The 16,514-nt window shown below is 60.1% G+C and carries 15 protein-coding genes; 10 read left to right on the top strand and 5 right to left on the bottom strand.

The features are described 5' to 3' along the window. Positions 1–54 precede the first annotated feature (54 nt). Together R6254_RS06735 and R6254_RS06730 are read left to right on the top strand one after the other, a co-directional pair. Positions 55–1,317, top strand: coding sequence for an RsmB/NOP family class I SAM-dependent RNA methyltransferase (locus R6254_RS06735; RefSeq protein ID WP_318405430.1), 1,263 nt, complete (start codon positions 55–57; stop codon positions 1,315–1,317). A 196-nt stretch (positions 1,318–1,513) separates the two neighbouring features. Next, positions 1,514–2,713 carry a DesA family fatty acid desaturase gene (locus tag R6254_RS06730; RefSeq protein WP_318405429.1) on the top strand — a complete coding sequence of 400 codons (1,200 nt, stop codon included), beginning with the start codon at positions 1,514–1,516 and terminating at the stop codon, positions 2,711–2,713. 372 nt (positions 2,714–3,085) lie between these two features. Here the strand turns inward: R6254_RS06730 and rpmG are convergent, their stop codons facing one another. The 3 genes from rpmG to trxB form a co-directional block, all read right to left on the bottom strand. Beyond that, a complete protein-coding gene (rpmG, locus tag R6254_RS06725) occupies positions 3,086–3,253 on the bottom strand; it encodes a 50S ribosomal protein L33 (protein ID WP_007863188.1) in 168 nt (55 codons plus the stop codon). 11 nt (positions 3,254–3,264) lie between these two features. Further along, positions 3,265–3,498, bottom strand: coding sequence for a 50S ribosomal protein L28 (rpmB, locus tag R6254_RS06720; protein WP_096666509.1), 234 nt, complete (start codon positions 3,496–3,498; stop codon positions 3,265–3,267). A 90-nt stretch (positions 3,499–3,588) separates the two neighbouring features. Continuing rightward, positions 3,589–4,584: a thioredoxin-disulfide reductase gene (gene trxB / locus R6254_RS06715; protein ID WP_318405416.1), complete on the bottom strand. Its 996-nt coding sequence runs from the start codon at positions 4,582–4,584 to the stop codon at positions 3,589–3,591. A 167-nt stretch (positions 4,585–4,751) separates the two neighbouring features. On the opposite strand from trxB, the gene R6254_RS06710 reads away from it, so the two are divergent. From R6254_RS06710 to R6254_RS06675, 8 genes are all read left to right on the top strand, one after another. Continuing rightward, positions 4,752–5,429, top strand: a complete 678-nt coding sequence (locus R6254_RS06710; protein ID WP_318405415.1) for a Crp/Fnr family transcriptional regulator — start codon at positions 4,752–4,754, stop codon at positions 5,427–5,429. Between the two features lie 70 nt (positions 5,430–5,499). Beyond that, a complete protein-coding gene (locus tag R6254_RS06705) occupies positions 5,500–7,821 on the top strand; it encodes a DNA translocase FtsK (RefSeq protein WP_318405413.1) in 2,322 nt (773 codons plus the stop codon). A gap of 128 nt (positions 7,822–7,949) precedes the next feature. Beyond that, positions 7,950–8,663: an outer membrane lipoprotein periplasmic chaperone LolA gene (lolA, locus tag R6254_RS06700; RefSeq protein ID WP_318405412.1), complete on the top strand. Its 714-nt coding sequence runs from the start codon at positions 7,950–7,952 to the stop codon at positions 8,661–8,663. Further along, positions 8,663–10,003 carry a replication-associated recombination protein A gene (locus R6254_RS06695; protein ID WP_318405410.1) on the top strand — a complete coding sequence of 447 codons (1,341 nt, stop codon included), beginning with the start codon at positions 8,663–8,665 and terminating at the stop codon, positions 10,001–10,003. Before lolA ends, R6254_RS06695 begins: the two co-directional genes overlap by 1 nt. A gap of 271 nt (positions 10,004–10,274) precedes the next feature. After that, positions 10,275–11,204: a branched-chain amino acid ABC transporter permease gene (locus R6254_RS06690; RefSeq protein ID WP_318405409.1), complete on the top strand. Its 930-nt coding sequence runs from the start codon at positions 10,275–10,277 to the stop codon at positions 11,202–11,204. A gap of 13 nt (positions 11,205–11,217) precedes the next feature. After that, on the top strand, positions 11,218–12,303 hold the full coding sequence (locus R6254_RS06685; RefSeq protein ID WP_412103134.1) for an ABC transporter permease subunit: 1,086 nt from the start codon (positions 11,218–11,220) through the stop codon (positions 12,301–12,303). Positions 12,304–12,312: 9 nt separating this feature from the next. Beyond that, positions 12,313–13,080, top strand: coding sequence for an ABC transporter ATP-binding protein (locus tag R6254_RS06680; RefSeq protein WP_318405406.1), 768 nt, complete (start codon positions 12,313–12,315; stop codon positions 13,078–13,080). Between the two features lie 14 nt (positions 13,081–13,094). Continuing rightward, positions 13,095–13,811: an ABC transporter ATP-binding protein gene (locus R6254_RS06675; protein ID WP_318405405.1), complete on the top strand. Its 717-nt coding sequence runs from the start codon at positions 13,095–13,097 to the stop codon at positions 13,809–13,811. A gap of 676 nt (positions 13,812–14,487) precedes the next feature. Here R6254_RS06675 and R6254_RS06670 read toward each other — a convergent pair. Continuing rightward, a complete protein-coding gene (locus tag R6254_RS06670) occupies positions 14,488–15,459 on the bottom strand; it encodes a Bug family tripartite tricarboxylate transporter substrate binding protein (RefSeq protein WP_318405404.1) in 972 nt (323 codons plus the stop codon). Continuing rightward, positions 15,456–16,499, bottom strand: coding sequence for a CDP-6-deoxy-delta-3,4-glucoseen reductase (locus tag R6254_RS06665; RefSeq protein ID WP_318405402.1), 1,044 nt, complete (start codon positions 16,497–16,499; stop codon positions 15,456–15,458). Before R6254_RS06665 ends, R6254_RS06670 begins: the two co-directional genes overlap by 4 nt. Between the last annotated feature and the right edge of the window lie 15 nt (positions 16,500–16,514).

Genomic DNA, 16,514 nt, shown 5'->3' with positions numbered 1-16,514 from the left:
GGTCATACAGAATCAAAAGGCGCGTGGCGGGCCTGCGGTGGGACAATAGGGCTTATGCATCCTAACGCCTTACTCGACAGTTGTTCCGAGCTTCTCAAGCAGGTTCTTAAATTTGATCACCCCGCCGACATGGTGGTGTCACGCCATTTTCGCGAGCAGCGCCTCGGCCCGCGCGAGCGTGCCACCGTGGCGGAAACGATTTACGGCGTGCTGCGTAAAAAGAATCTCTACGCCTACCTGGCCCAGCACGGCAGCGGCCCACCGGAGCGGCGCCTGGCTATTCTGGGCTTTGCGGCCGAACGCGACTTTTTGCTGGGCGCCTTGACCGAGCCTGAAAAAGACTGGCTGGCCCGTTGCGACCAGGTCAAACCGGATGATCTGATGGAGTTGCATCGCCACAACCTGCCGCAGTGGCTGGTTGAGCCGCTCAAGGCCCAGTTGGGGGATGACTTCTGGCCGCTGGTCGAAAGCCTCAATGCCCCTGCCGGCCTTGATCTGCGTGTCAACACGCTGAAAGATAAACGGGCTGAAGTCCAGAAAGAGCTTGCGAAAGCAGCTATTAAAACCGTAGCAACGCCGTATTCCCCCTGGGGCTTGCGGCTGAGCACCAAACCGGCGCTCAACAAGCTGGACGCCTTCACGCGGGGTGCCATCGAGGTGCAGGACGAAGGTTCGCAACTGCTGGCCTTGCTGGTGGATGCCAAACGCGGCGAAATGGTGGTGGATTTTTGCGCCGGCGCCGGCGGCAAGACCCTGGCGCTGGGCGCGAGCATGCGCAACACCGGGCGCCTGTACGCCTTTGACACCTCCGGCCACCGCCTGGATGCCCTGAAGCCGCGTCTGGCGCGCAGCGGCCTGTCCAACGTGCACCCGGTGGCGATTGCCCATGAACGTGACGACCGCATCAAACGCCTGGCCGGCAAGATTGACCGCGTGCTGATCGATGCACCATGCTCCGGCCTGGGCACCCTGAGGCGCAACCCCGACCTGAAATGGCGGCAAAGCCCGAAGGCGATTGAAGAACTCACGGCCAAACAAGCGGCCATTTTGCAAAGTGCGGCGCGGCTGCTCAAACCCGGCGGGCGGCTGGTGTATGCCACCTGCAGCGTGCTGCAGGACGAAAACGAGTTGATTGCCCAGGCTTTTGGCGAGGCCAATAAAGATTTCACACCTCTTGAAGCCAGCGGGATTTTGACCCATATGGGGGTGGAAGGCGCCGCCAAACTCTGTAGCGGCCCCTATCTGCGCCTCTGGCCCTACCTGCATGGAACAGACGGATTTTTTGCTGCCGTTTGGCAAAAGGCTCAAGTAATTTGATGATGAAAGTCGGTAGATGACAAATTTTTTGACATCTATCGGCCATTTTGAGCGCTTTTGCTTAAAAACCGGGTTTTCCAGGGTTACTGTTTGGTGATTCTGGGGGCGGCGCCTACAATAGAGTGTTGATCTGGCACAGGCTTGGCCGCATGAGTGCGGGGCGTTGTTATGGATTGTTGCTTAAAGGATTTTTTACATGATCGTGTTTGACGCCGCCCTCGACTGGCTGGCTAATGGACTGGTAAACGCTAGCTGGTGGCAAATCGTGCTTTACACCTTGGTGACGACCCACATCACCATCGCCAGCGTGACGATTTACCTGCACCGCCACCAGGCGCACCGCGCCATGGATTTGCACGCCATTCCGGCGCACTTTTTCCGCTTCTGGTTGTGGCTGGGCACGGGCCAGGTCACCAAGGAGTGGGTGTCCATCCACCGCAAGCACCACGCCAAATGCGAAACTTCTGAAGATCCACACAGCCCGCAAGCCTATGGCATCAAGAAGGTGTTCTGGGAAGGTGCCGAGCTCTACCGCGCAGAAAGCAAGAACAAGGAAACCATGGTCAAGTATGGCCACGGCACACCGAACGACTGGGTCGAGCGCAATGTCTACACGCGTTACAGCTGGCAGGGCGTGGGCTTGATGATGATCATCAACCTGGCTTTGTTCGGCGTGGCTGGTCTGGCAGTCTGGGCTGTGCAAATGGTCTGGATTCCTGTGACGGCCGCCGGCATCATCAATGGCATTGGTCACTACTGGGGCTACCGCAATTTCGAGGCACCGGATGCCAGCACCAACATTTCGCCTTGGGGCATCATGATTGGTGGCGAAGAGTTGCACAACAACCACCACACCTATCCCACGTCGGCCAAGTTCTCGGTCAAGCCTTACGAGTTCGACATTGGCTGGGTTTATATCCGCGCCATGGAAAAAGTGGGCCTGGCGACTGTCAAGAAGGTGCCGCCCAAGCTGCAGCTGGGCTCCATCCAGCCCGTGGCCGACGAAAAAACACTGGAAGCCCTGATTGCCCACCGCTACGAAGTGATGGCCGGGTTTGCACGTGAATTGCGCCGCGCCGGCCAGGCTGAAATCGAAGTGCTGAAAGCCCGCAAGGCCGACATCTCGGTGTTGCAGGCTGCCAACCGCTGGTTGCACCGCGACGACGACAAGGTGCCTGCGGCCGCCAAGCCCCAGATTGCGCAAGCCCGGGCCGAACATCCGGTGCTGGACAAAATGGTCACCATGCGTGAAGAGTTGCGCCAGATGTGGTTGTCCACTTCGGCCTCCCGTGAGCAACTGGCTGGCGACCTGCAGGCCTGGTGCCGCCGCGCCGAAGAAAGCGGCATTGCCGCCTTGCGTGACTTTTCCGTGAAGCTGCGCGCCGCACGCGCCTAAGTTTTCATCGAGCCCGCTTTGGCGGGTTGCTCCTGGATTCAGGCTGCACCAGCGTCACCCGCTGCTGCAGCTTTTTTCATGGGCGCATGCTTTTGAATGGCCTCACGCTGGCTGGGTTAGTTGCGCCGAAGTTTGGCGACATGGGGCACCGGGTCTGTTGCAGTTGCCTGGATGGCTGAATGCTTGTTGCCAAGCCAAGCCAAGCCAAGCCAAGCAGGGGAGGAGAGGAGAGGAGAGGAGAGGAGAGGGGGCGACGCCGAAGGCGGACCTCCTCTTTTCGGCTCATGCCAGTTTCGATCAGGCATAAAAAAACCCACTGGAGACCGGCGGGTTTTTCAAAAGCGACGACAAGCATCGCTGAATCAGGCTGAATTACTTCAGCTTGATCTCTTTGTATTCCACATGCTTACGTGCTTTAGGATCAAATTTCATGATCAGCATCTTGTCAGGCGTGGTTTTCTTGTTTTTGGTGGTCGTGTAGAAATGACCCGTGCCGGCAGTCGATTCCAGCTTGATTTTTTCGCGTGCGCCTTTAGCCATGATGATTCTCCTTAGATTTCACCGCGGGCACGAAGGTCCACCAGGACCGCATCGATACCGAGCTTGTCAACGAGGCGCAAACCAGCGCTGGACGTGCGCAGGCGCACCCAACGGTTTTCAGTTTCGACCCAGAAACGGCGGTATTGCAGATTAGGCAAAAACCGGCGTTTGGTTTTGTTGTTCGCGTGAGAAACATTGTTTCCCACCATCGGGCCTTTGCCCGTTACCTGACAGACGCGTGCCATGAGCACTCTCCGTATAAAAAAGAAAAAGGATGCTGAAACCAGAAGGTCGCTCAGCTAAGCCCTTGATTATAGCCTGAAAACAAATTGCCATCAAGCCGCGTGTATCGAGCCGGCCAAACGGCCGCTCAATTCGGGGTCAGTTGCTCTGCTCTGCTCCAGGAAGCGTTGCGCGTCGAGTGCCGCCATGCAGCCGGTGCCTGCACTGGTGATGGCCTGGCGGTACACATGGTCCTGCACATCACCAGCGGCAAACACGCCGGGCACGCTGGTCATGGTGGCAAAACCCTGCAAGCCGGTTTTGGTGATGATGTAGCCGTCTTTCATTTCCAGTTGGCCGGCAAAAATGTCGGTGTTGGGCTGGTGGCCAATGGCGATAAAACAGCCTTGCAGCTTGAGGTCTTCGGTCGCGCCGCTGTGAGTGCTTTTGAGGCGTACGCCGTTGACGCCCGCGCTGTCGCCCAGCACCTCATCCAGGGTCTGGTGGAGTTTCAGTTCGATCTTGCCGGCCGCCACTTTTTCGTGGAGCTTGTCGATGAGGATGGCTTCAGCCTTGAACTTGTCGCGCCTGTGCACCAGGTAGACCTTGCTGGCGATGTTGGACAGGTAGAGGGCTTCTTCCACAGCGGTGTTGCCACCGCCGACCACACAGACTTCCTGCTCGCGGTAGAAAAATCCGTCACAGGTGGCGCAGCCCGACACGCCCCGACCCATGAAGGCAGTTTCGGATTCCAGGCCCAGGTACTTCGCGGAAGCGCCGGTTGCGATGATCAGCGAGTCGCAGGTGTAGGTGCCGCTGTCGCCAGTCAAGGTGAAAGGACGTTTGCTGAAATCGACCTTGTTGATGTGGTCGAAAATGATTTCTGTCTTGAAACGTTCCGCATGTTCGAGAAAACGTTGCATGAGGTCAGGCCCCTGGACACCTTGTGCATCGGCAGGCCAATTGTCCACGTCGGTGGTGGTCATGAGTTGGCCACCCTGAGCGATGCCTGTGATCAGCACCGGGTTGAGGTTGGCGCGGGCCGCATAGACGGCCGCTGTGTAACCTGCGGGGCCTGAACCCAAAATGAGTACTTTAGAGTGAGTCATGTTGAAAACCTGATGGGGAAAGCTTGGGAACTCAGTTAGAGTTACAAGCAGTTGGGGTTGGTCTCAGGGTTTCAAACCCTGAGGCCCGGGAAATTGGCTGGTACAACACATGTATTGTAAGAACCCGCGTGAAATCCATTCGGCGGCGCGATCTGGAGAAGTTTGTTATGTCTACGATGGTGTCTAACCTGGAACTGATTCGCCGGGTGCCTTTGTTCTCGATATTGACCGCCACGCAGGCTGAATCAGTGGCTGCGGCCGTGACCAAACGCCGCTACAAACGCGGCGAGGCGATTGTCGAACAGGGCAAGCAGTCCAATGCCCTGGCCATCATCCTGACCGGGCGCGCCCGCGTTGTGACCACCGATGCCCGGGGCCGGGAAGTGATTCTGGCCACGATGAAACCCGGCGACTACGTCGGCGAGATGAGCCTGATCGACAGTGAGCCGCATTCCGCCACGGTGCGTACCGAGATCCAGACCGACGTGCTGATGGTGGGGCGGCAGGAGTTTGCCCGCTGCCTGCCGGAAAACGGTTCCATGGCTTATGCGGTCATGCGAGGCCTGGTGCAACGCTTGCGCCAGGCGGACCGCAAGATCGAATCACTGGCCTTGATGGACGTGTATGGCCGGGTCGCCCGGGCCTTGCTGGAGTCGGCGGTGCTGGATGGCGATGGCAACACCGTCATCCGCGAAAAGGTCTCGCGCCAGGACCTGGCCAAAATGGTGGGCGCCTCGCGCGAGATGGTCAGCCGTGTGATGAAAGACCTGGAAGAGCGCGGTTACATCGAGACACGATTAGACGGCTCGATGTGGGTCAAGGACAGGCTCAACACCCTGGGCTGAGACGCACTTTTTTCGCGGCCTTTCCCGTCATGAACACCTGTTCAACTGAGGTAAGCTCAGCGCTGGTTTTATGACTTATTCACTCGACACCTTGAACTCCAGAAACTCTGCCGCTCCGGCCCCGGCGGGCGGCGTGAAACGCTTTGCGCGTGAAGTCAGCCTGATCCTCGGCCTGCTCGCGCTGGTCTTCTGGCTGGTGGCCTTGATCAGTTATGCGCCGCAGGATGCGGCCTGGTCCACCACGGGCGGCAGCGAAGCCGCCATCCACAACTGGGGCGGGCGCTTGGGTGCGTGGCTGGCCGATGCGAGTTATTACCTGTTTGGGTTTTCCGTGTGGTGGGCGGTAGCGGTGGCGGTGCGTGCCTGGCTGGCTTCGCTGGCGCGTGGCTTGCGCAGCCAACAGGTGGTTCGCACCGCGCTCAGCCGCAGTAAATTCTGGTCCAGCCTGGCGCTGTTGCTACTGGCCAGCACGGCGCTGGAGTGGTCGCGTTTGTATCGTTTTGAATCCAAGCTGCCCGGCGATGCCGGCGGCGTGCTGGGTTACCTGGCCGGGCCTGCGAGTATGAAATGGCTGGGCTTCACCGGCTCCGGCCTGGTCTGGATTGCAGTCGGTGTGATTGCGGTGTCGGTGGTGTTTGCTTTTTCGTGGGCACATGTTGCGCAGCGCATAGGCGCCTGGCTGGACGAGTTGGTCGAGTCGCGCCGGGAAAAACGCGAGATTGCCGAAGACGTGGCGGTGGGCCGGGTTGCGGCGCGCCAGCGCGAAGCCACCCTGCAGGAAGAACGCATAGAGATTGAAGAACATCACCCGGTGCCGGTGCAGATCGAACCGACGCTGGCCGAGATTCCCAAAAGCGAGCGGGTGGCCAAGGAGCGGCAAAAACCGCTGTTCAGCGAAATGCCGGACTCCAAGTTGCCGCAAGTGTCCCTGCTGGATGGCGCGTTGATACGGCAGGAGACCGTGGCCCCCGAGACGCTGGAGATGACCTCGCGCCTGATCGAGAAAAAACTCAGGGATTTCGGCGTGGAAGTGCGGGTGGTTGCGGCCGCGCCAGGTCCGGTTATCACGCGTTACGAAATCGAGCCGGCCACCGGCGTCAAGGGTGCGCAAATTGTCAACTTGGCCAAAGACCTGGCGCGTGCGCTGAGCCTGGTGTCGATTCGTGTGATCGAAACCATCCCCGGCAAAAACTACATGGCACTGGAGTTGCCCAACGCCAAACGCCAGTCCATCAAGCTCAGTGAAATTTTGGGCTCGCAGGTCTACAACGAAGCCAAGTCCATGCTGACCATTGGCCTGGGCAAGGACATCAGCGGCGCGCCGGTGGTGGCCGACCTGGCGAAGATGCCGCATTGCCTGGTCGCCGGCACCACCGGTTCGGGCAAGTCGGTCGGTATCAACGCCATGATTTTGAGCCTGCTCTACAAGGCCGATGCACGCGACGTACGCTTGCTGCTGATCGACCCGAAGATGCTGGAGATGAGTGTTTACGAAGGCATTCCGCACCTGCTGGCGCCCGTGGTCACCGACATGCGGCAGGCCGCACACGGCCTCAACTGGTGTGTGGCCGAGATGGAAAAACGCTACAAACTCATGAGCAAGATGGGGGTGCGCAACCTGGCCGGCTACAACGTCAAGATCGACGAAGCCAAGGCGCGCGGCGAGTTTATCTACAACCCCTTCAGCCTCACGCCCGAGCAGCCCGAACCGCTGGAGCGTCTGCCTTACATCGTGGTGGTGATCGACGAGCTGGCCGACCTGATGATGGTTGTCGGCAAGAAGATTGAAGAGTTGATCGCACGCCTGGCGCAAAAAGCCCGCGCCGCCGGCATCCACCTGGTGCTGGCCACGCAGCGCCCCAGCGTGGACGTGATCACCGGCCTGATCAAGGCCAACATCCCGACGCGTTTGTCCTTCCAGGTCAGCAGCAAAATCGACAGCCGCACCATCCTGGACCAGATGGGCGCCGAAGCGCTGCTGGGCATGGGCGACATGTTGTACATGCCCAGCGGCACCGGTTTTCCGATTCGTGTACACGGCGCTTTTGTCAGCGACGACGAGGTGCACCGCGTGGTGGCTTATCTCAAGCAGCAGGGCGCACCCAACTACATCGACGGCGTGCTGGAAGGCGGCACGGTGGACGGCGAAGGTGATTCACTGGGCGACGGTGGCGGCAGCGGCGAGGGCGACAAGGACCCGATGTACGACCAGGCCGTGGAAATTGTGCTGAAAAATCGCAAGGCTTCGATTTCGCTGGTGCAGCGGCATCTGAAAATTGGTTACAACCGCGCCGCCCGCATGCTCGAAGAGATGGAAAAATCCGGCATGGTCAGCGCCATGTCGGGCAGCGGCCAGCGAGAAATCCTGGTGCCCGCACGCGCCGAAGGATGAGCGACCGGCCTTTCCCGCCTGACCGCTTTACCGGCGCGATACCGAATTCAGGCAACCAATCCCCGGCGCGGGAGTCCGACAGTCCTGTGTACCGCTTAGCCGCTTTGCGAAGCCAACCCTGAAAAACCATGATCACTATTTTTCCTTCGTTCCGCGTCAGTCCCCCACGCTCTTTGGCCGGCGCCCTGCGGGCGACGCTGGGGACCTGTTTGGTTGTTTTTTCGATAGCTGCCAGCGCCCAGGTGGACACGGCCAGTGGCCTGGAAAGCCTGGAAGCTTTTGTCAAGAACACGAAAAGCGGACGCGCCGGTTTCACCCAGGTCGTGACCAGCCCGCCGCGCGACGGGCAAGCCGCCAAAACCAAAACCTCCAGTGGCAGTTTTGAGTTTTTGCGGCCTAACCGTTTCAAGTTTGTCTACAAAAAACCGTTTGAGCAAAGCATCGTGTCGGACGGCCAGACTTTGTGGTTGTATGACGTAGACTTGAACCAGGTCACCGCGCGCAAACTCACGCAGGTGTTGAGCGGCACGCCAGCCGCCGTGATTGCTGCCGCCGCGGATATCAAGGCCTTGCAGGCCGATTTCACCCTGGCGCCGCAGCCCGGCAAGGATGGCCTCGAATGGGTGTTGGCCACGCCGAAAACCAAAGACGGCCAGGTGCAAAGCATCACCGTGGGTTTTCGCGAAAGCAGCAAGGGCAGCGAACTCGCCGTGCTGGAAATCCTCGACAGTTTCGGCCAGCGTTCGGTCATGACCTTCAGCAACTTTGAGGTCAACCCCGCCTTGGGCGCCGCCAGCTTTCAGTTCAAGCCGCCGGCCGGTGCCGACGTGATTCGCCAGTAATGGCTTCCCACGCCGAGGCACCGTTTGGCCAGGGCAAGGAGGCCCGGGCGGGCGCTCCGTTGGCCGAACGGTTTCGTCCGCAGACTCTGGGCGAGGTGATAGGCCAGCAGCATTTGTTGGGCGAAGACATGCCGCTGCGTATCGCCTTTGAATCGGGCCAGCCGCACAGCTGCATTTTGTGGGGCCCGCCCGGCGTCGGCAAGACCACGCTGGCGCGCCTGATGGCCAGTAGTTTTGACGCGCATTTCATCACCATCTCGGCGGTGCTGGGCGGCGTCAAGGACATCCGCGAGGCGGTCGAGCAGGCCAGCATCTGGCAGGCGCAAAGCGGCAAACGCACGATTGTGTTTGTCGACGAGGTGCACCGCTTCAACAAGTCCCAGCAGGATGCTTTTTTGCCGCATGTGGAAAGTGGCTTGTTCACCTTCATAGGCGCGACCACCGAGAACCCGTCGTTTGAAGTCAATTCCGCCTTGTTGTCGCGCGCGGCGGTGTATGTGCTGCAACCGCTGGCGGAAGAAGATCTTAAGAAAATAATAGCCAAAGTCCTTTCTGAACGGGTGCTGATAGCTATTAAAAGCATAGCGAATGAGGCGATCGACAAACTCGTGGCTTATGCCGACGGCGATGCGCGGCGTCTGCTCAACACGCTGGAGTCCCTGGGTGTTGCGGCCCAGCGCGAAAAAAAGAGCGATGGCCTGGAAGTCACCGAGGCCTGGCTGCTCAAGGTGCTGGGCCAGCAGCTGCGCCGTTATGACAAGGGTGGCGAGCAGTTTTACGACACCATCTCGGCGCTGCACAAATCGGTGCGTGGCTCCGACCCCGACGCCGCCTTGTACTGGCTGATACGTATGCTGGACGGCGGGGCCGAACCCAAATACATGGCGCGGCGCCTCATACGCATGGCCAGCGAAGACATCGGCCTGGCCGACCCGCGCGCCTTGCGTCTGGCGCTGGATGCCGCCGAAGTGTATGAACGCCTGGGGTCGCCCGAAGGTGAGTTGGCGCTGGCCGAATGTGTGGTCTACCTGGCCGTGGCCCCCAAGTCCAACGCGGTCTACAAGGCCTTTAACGAAGCCAAAGCCTTCGTGAAAAAAGACGGCACACGGCCGGTGCCGCTGCACCTGCGCAACGCACCGACCCAACTCATGAAAGAACTGGACTACGGTAAAAACTACCGTTATGCCCACGACGAGGAAGACGGTTTTGCCGCCGGCGAAACCTATTTTCCCGACGGCATGGCCGCGCCCGGTTTTTACCGACCGGTGAACCGCGGACTCGAAATCCGGATCGCCGACAAGTTGAACGAGCTGAAGCTGAAAAACGCGCAGAAAAGCTAAGCCAAATCAGGCTCGCGTACTCTGGTTGTGAGTTGTAAAAATAAATTTCCGCAAGGGTAAACCCCGCAAAAACGAGGCTCCTGGCCCGATTCTCGCTAGAGCCCCCTCGCTACAATTTGCGAATTAGCTCGCCACCCAAGCCCAGCCAGTTTGCTGGTTTTGATAGGCGGGCTTTTTGTTAACTCGGGCGATCCCGTGGTAACCCCATTGGACGCAGCCAGGCCTGGTGCAAGGCAGAGTTGGCAAACTGAACTCAACGGGAGAGTGCGTCATGGAAGTTTTGCTTCAGCAGATCATCAATGGACTGGTCCTCGGCAGCATGTATGCCCTGGTCGCCCTGGGTTACACCATGGTCTACGGCATCATCAACCTGATCAACTTCGCGCACGGCGAAGTGTTGATGGTGGGGGCGCTGACCAGCTGGACCATCATCGTCTGGATGCAGCAGGCCATGCCCGGCACACCGGGCTGGGTGATCCTGCTGATCTCGCTGCTGATTGCTTTTGTCGTTTGCGGCGCGCTCAACTTCGCGATTGAAAAAATAGCCTACCGGCCGCTGCGCAACTCACCCAAGCTGGCACCGCTGATCACCGCCATCGGCATGTCCATCTTGCTGCAGACCCTGGCCATGATCATCTGGAAGCCCAACTACAAACCTTACCCGACTTTGCTGCCGGCCGAGCCGTTGCAGATTGGTGGCGCCGTCATCACCGTCACGCAGATTTTTATCCTGGGCGCGACCGTGGTGTCGCTGTCCATCCTGATGTACCTGGTCAACTACACCCGACTGGGCCGGGCCATGCGCGCCACGGCGGAAAACCCCCGCGTGGCGGCCCTGATGGGCGTCAAGCCCGACACCGTCATTTCAGCGACCTTCATCATAGGCGCGGTGCTGGCGGCGCTGGCCGGCGTGATGTACGCCTCCAACTACGGCACGGTGCAACACACCATGGGTTTTTTACCCGGCCTCAAGGCCTTCACGGCCGCGGTGTTTGGCGGCATCGGCAACCTGGGCGGCGCGGTGCTGGGCGGCGTGTTGCTGGGGCTGATCGAGGCCATAGGCGGGGGTTACCTTGGCACCTGGACCGGCGGCGTGCTGGGCAGCCAGTACTCCGACATCTTTGCTTTTATCGTGCTGATTTTTGTGCTCACCTTGCGGCCCTCGGGCTTGCTGGGTGAACGTGTGGCCGACCGCGCCTAGGAGTCCCATGATGATGAAAAAACACAGACTCCTTTCCTTCCTGGTGGTGGCGCTGGCCCTGCTGGTCTTGCCGGTCTTGCTGCAGCAGGGCGGCAACGCCTGGGTGCGTATCGTCGACATGGCCTTGCTTTATGTCTTGCTGGCCTTGGGCCTGAACATCGTGGTCGGTTATGCCGGCCTGCTGGATTTGGGTTACGTGGCCTTTTTTGCCGTGGGCGCGTATATGTACGCGCTGCTCGGCTCGCCGCACCTGGCCGATGCTTTTCCGGCCGTGGCGGCGGCTTTTCCGAACGGCCTGCATTTGCCGATCTGGGCGATCATTCCGCTGGCGGCCGGGGTGGCGGGTTTTTTCGGCATCCTCCTGGGCGCACCCACCTTGAAGCTGCGCGGTGACTACCTGGCGATTGTCACCCTGGGTTTTGGTGAAATCATCCGTGTGTTCCTGAACAACCTGGACCGCCCGATCAACCTGACCAATGGCCCCAAAGGCATCAGCCAGATCGACTCAATCAAGTTTTTCGGCTTCGACCTTGGCAAGTCCCACAGCTTTTTCGGCATCGAGGTGACCTCGGTCTCGATGTATTACTACCTGTTTCTGGCGCTGGTGATTGCGTCGGTGGTGATCTGCCACCGGCTTGAAAATTCACGCACGGGCCGCGCCTGGATGGCGATACGCGAAGACGAAATCGCTGCCAAGGCCATGGGTATCAACACCCGCAACCTCAAGCTGCTGGCTTTCGGCATGGGCGCCACCTTCGGTGGCGTGTCCGGCGCCATGTTTGCGGCCTTCCAGGGTTTTGTGTCGCCCGAGTCCTTCAGCCTGATGGAGTCGGTGATGATTGTGGCCATGGTGGTGCTGGGCGGCATAGGCCATTTGCCCGGCGTCATTCTGGGCGCCTTGCTGCTGTCCGCGCTGCCCGAGGTGTTGCGTCACGTGGCCGGGCCGCTGCAGGCCATGACGGGCGGGCGCCTGGACGCCGCCATCCTGCGCCAGTTGCTGATCGCGCTGGCCATGATTCTGATCATGCTGTCGCGGCCGCGCGGCCTGTGGCCGGCACCGGACCACGGCAAGTCGCTGGCCAATGTCAACGTCAAATAAGGCATGGCCATGAGCGACACCATTCTCAAAGTCTCCGGGGTCTCCAAACGTTTTGGCGGCCTGCAAGCCCTCAGCGATGTCGGCATCCACATCGAACGCGGCCAGGTCTACGGCTTGATCGGCCCCAACGGCGCCGGCAAAACCACTTTTTTCAATGTGTTGACCGGGCTGTACACGCCCGACAGCGGCAGCTTCGAGCTGGCCGGCAAGCCTTACAAACCAACCGCGGTGCATGAGGTGGCCAAGGCCGGTATTGCCCGCACCTTCCAGAACATCCGTTTGTTTGCCGACATGACCGCGCTGGAAAACGTCATGGTGGGCCGGCATATCCGTACCAAGTCCGGCCTGATAGGTGCGGTCTTGCGCACGCCCAGCTTCAAGGCCGAAGAAGCGGCGATTGCCAAACGTTCCCAGGAACTGCTGGATTACGTGGGCATAGGCAAATACGCCGACTTCAAGGCGCGCACCCTGAGTTACGGTGACCAGCGCCGCCTGGAAATCGCCCGTGCTCTGGCTACCGACCCGCAACTGATCGCCCTCGACGAACCGGCGGCCGGCATGAACGCCACCGAAAAAGTGCAGCTGCGCGAGTTGATAGACCGGATTCGCAAGGACAACCGCACGATTTTGCTGATCGAACACGACGTCAGATTGGTGATGGGTTTGTGTGACCGCGTCACCGTGCTCGACTACGGCAAGCAGATTGCCGAAGGTGCACCGGCCGAGGTCCAGAAAAACGAAGCCGTGATCAGTGCCTATCTCGGCACCGGTCATTGAAGGAATAAAGCAGCATGGCAAACACATTGCTTAAAGTGACAGGGCTCAAAGTGGCCTACGGCGGCATCAAGGCGGTCAAAGGTGTTGATTTTGAAGTGCACGAGGGCGAACTCGTCACCTTGATTGGCTCCAACGGCGCCGGCAAAACCACCACCATGAAAGCCATCACCGGTTCCTTGCCCATGGCCGACGGCGACATCGAATACCTGGGCCACAGCATCAAGGGCAAAGGCGCCTGGGACCTGGTCAGGGACGGCCTGGCCATGGTGCCGGAAGGCCGCGGCGTGTTCACGCGCATGACGATTCTGGAAAACCTGCAGATGGGCGCTTACATCCGCAATGACAAACCGGAGATCGCCGCCGACATCGAAAAGATGTTTACGATCTTCCCGCGTCTGCGCGAACGCAAGGACCAGCTCGCCGGCACCATGAGCGGCGGCGAGCAGCAGATGCTGGCCATGGCGCGGGCGCTGATGAGCCGGCCCCGGGTCCTGTTGCTGGACGAGCCGTCCATGGGGCTCAGCCCCATCATGGTCGACAAAATTTTCGAGGTCGTGAAAGACGTGTCGGCGCGTGGTGTCACGGTTTTGCTGGTCGAGCAGAACGCCAGCCGTGCGTTGGGCATTGCCGACCGGGGCTATGTGATGGAGTCGGGCATTGTCACCATGAACGGGAACGCCAAGGATTTGCTGAACGATCCGCGGGTGCGGGCGGCTTATCTGGGGGAGTAATTCTCCAAGTTTTTTGGGCTCTTGGCCCTTATGTGGCGGGCGCGGGCAGCTATTGAATTTGTAGCGGATTGGTGTACCTTTTCCGTTCGGGCTGAGCTTGGCCTGTACTGAGCTTGTCGAAGGGCGAAGGGCGAAGCCTGTGCAAGCTTGTGATTCAGTGGGTCTTCCTGCAAGCCGGGTCTCGCCCCGGCGGGCGACTCACTTTTCTTTTGCTTCGCCAAAAGGAAAGTAAGCAAAAGAAAAGGCGACCCTGCTGTTTGCGACCCTTCGCTGCGCTACGGGCAATCTGCGGTGCTCGGTTCAGTCGGGGTCGAGCTCGAACTCGCTTCGCTCAGACAATCGCTCGCCCTGATTCGGCTGACCCTGCGCTCCTCGGCGCAGCCAGAAGGGGGGCGAAAGCGGGTACGGGGTCGGGGATGCATGATTCATTCACGAGACCGCCATTCATGCACGCGCTTGCAGCACACAAGACCAAATGAAGTCCCCCTCCATCGCCCAGCGGGGCGAGGGAGGGGCGAGGGGTGGGAGTGGGGGGGAGTCCGACCTACTGCAAAAGGCAAGCCACAGACGCAGCGTGATGCCGCTAAAGAGATGCAAAGCCGCTCCAGGCCGCTATAAATTCAATAGCTGTTTGCGCCCATCCTGAAAGGGCTGGAGGCACTTTTCATTGTAAAAATTAGTCTACGCGGGCTCCGGAAGCCTTGACGACCTTTTCATACTTCGCCAACTCCGCTTTCATGAACGCGCCAAACTGCTCCGGCGTATTGGCCACCGGCTCGGCCATCAGCGTCGCAAAACGGGTTTTGGCTTCCGGCGCGTTGAGCGCGGCGACAAAAGCCTGGTTCAGTTTGGCGACCACGTCTTTCGGCGTGCCGGCCGGGGCCACCAGACCCCACCAGGTGTCTATGGAAAAGCCCTTGAGCATTTCGGCCACCGCTGGCACGTCGGGCAGCATGGCGCTGCGGGTCGCGGTGGTGACGGCCAGTGCCTTGAGTTTGCCGGCCTTGATGTTGGCCGAGGCCGTGGCTAGGTTGTCGAAGTTGAAGTCGACCTGGCCGCTCAGCAACGCCAGCTGGGCCGGGTTGCCGCCGTTGTAGGGAATGTGCAGTGCATAAATGCCGGCCTGCGCCTTGAACATTTCGCCCGCCAGGTGGCCGGCGCTGCCGTTGCCGCCGCTGGCGTAGTTGAGTTTGGCCGGGTTGGCCTTGGCGTACTTGATCAGGTCGGCCAGGCTGTTGATGTGCAGGCGTTTGGCGGTGTCGGCGTTCATTACCAGCACATTCGGCACACGCACCATCTGGGTGATGGGGGCGAAGTCGGTCGCCGCGTTGTAAGGCATCTTGCTGAACAGCCAGGGGTTGATGGCATGGGTGGCCACGGCCGCAATCCCCACGGTCATGCCGTCGGGCGCGGCCTTGGCAATCGCATCGACACCGATGTTGCCGCCGGCGCCGGGTTTGTTTTCAATGATCACGGTGCCCAACGAATCCTTGACGCCTTCGGCCATCAGGCGCGCGGTCACGTCGATCGGGCCGCCTGGCGCGTAGGGCACGATGATGCGCATGATTTTGGGCTGGGCCAGGGCCAAGGTGGAGGACAGGGCCAGCGCGACGGCGGCGGTGCCGAGGACGAGGTGACGGCGGTTCATGCAATTTCCTTGTGTTTGTCAGCTTCGGTGGTGAAGGAGTCGGCATAAAACTCCTCCGGGGGGAGTTGGGCTTGCGCGCTGTAGTCGGCCCGGGCCGAATCCACCACGATGGGTGCACCGCAGGCATACACCTGGTGGCCGGAGAGGTCGGGAAAATCTTCCAGCACAGACTTGTGCACAAAGCCGGTGCGCCCTGCCCAGTTGTCTTCGGGCAAGGCGTTGGAGATCACCGGCACATAAGTCAGGTTGGGCATTTCCGCGACCTTGGTTTGCACCCAGTCGTTCATGTACAAATCGTCCGGGCGGCGGCCGCCCCAATACAGGACGGCCGGGCGCGTGATGCCCTTGAACTGCATGTGTTCGATCAGCGCCTTGATGGGCGCAAAACCGGTGCCCGAGGCCAGCAACACCATGGGTTTGTCGCTGTCTTCACGCAGGAAGAAGCTGCCGTAAGGGCCTTCGATGCGCAGGATTTCCTTTTCTTTCATGGGGCCGAACACGTGTTCGGTGAACTTGCCACCCGGCATGTGGCGGATGTGCAATTCAACGCCCGGGTTCTCGGTCTGGGTGTGCGGGGCGTTGCCCATGGAGTAGGCCCGGCGGTCGCCGTCGCGCAGCAAAAACTCGACATACTGGCCGGCGTGGTACTTGAAGACATCGCTGGCCGGCAGTTGCAGGCGCACCATCATCACGTCGTGCGAGGCGCGTGCCAGGCTGTTCACGCGGACCGGCATTTTCTTGATCGGGAAGGCACTTTCATCGGTGACCTGGCGCGACTCCAGCACCAGATCGCTGTGCGCCACACCGCAGCAGGTCAGGATAAAACCGGCGGCTTCTTCCTCGTGTGACAAGGCTTTGAGCTGATGCGGGCCGTGGGTGACCGATCCTTCAATTTTTTTGCACTTGCACGAACCGCAGGCGCCGTCCTTGCAGCCATAAGGCATGCCTATGCCCTGGCGGATGGCGGCGGCCAGCAGCGCTTCGTCGGGATTGGCGGTGAACGAGCGGCCGCTGGGCAGCACGGTGACGTTAAAAGTCATATTGGGTATCCTCTG

The sequence above is a fragment of the Polaromonas potterensis genome (genome assembly GCF_033446725.1).
Lineage (GTDB): Bacteria > Pseudomonadota > Gammaproteobacteria > Burkholderiales > Burkholderiaceae_C > Polaromonas.
This window is presented reverse-complemented; position numbering and strand designations above follow the sequence as displayed.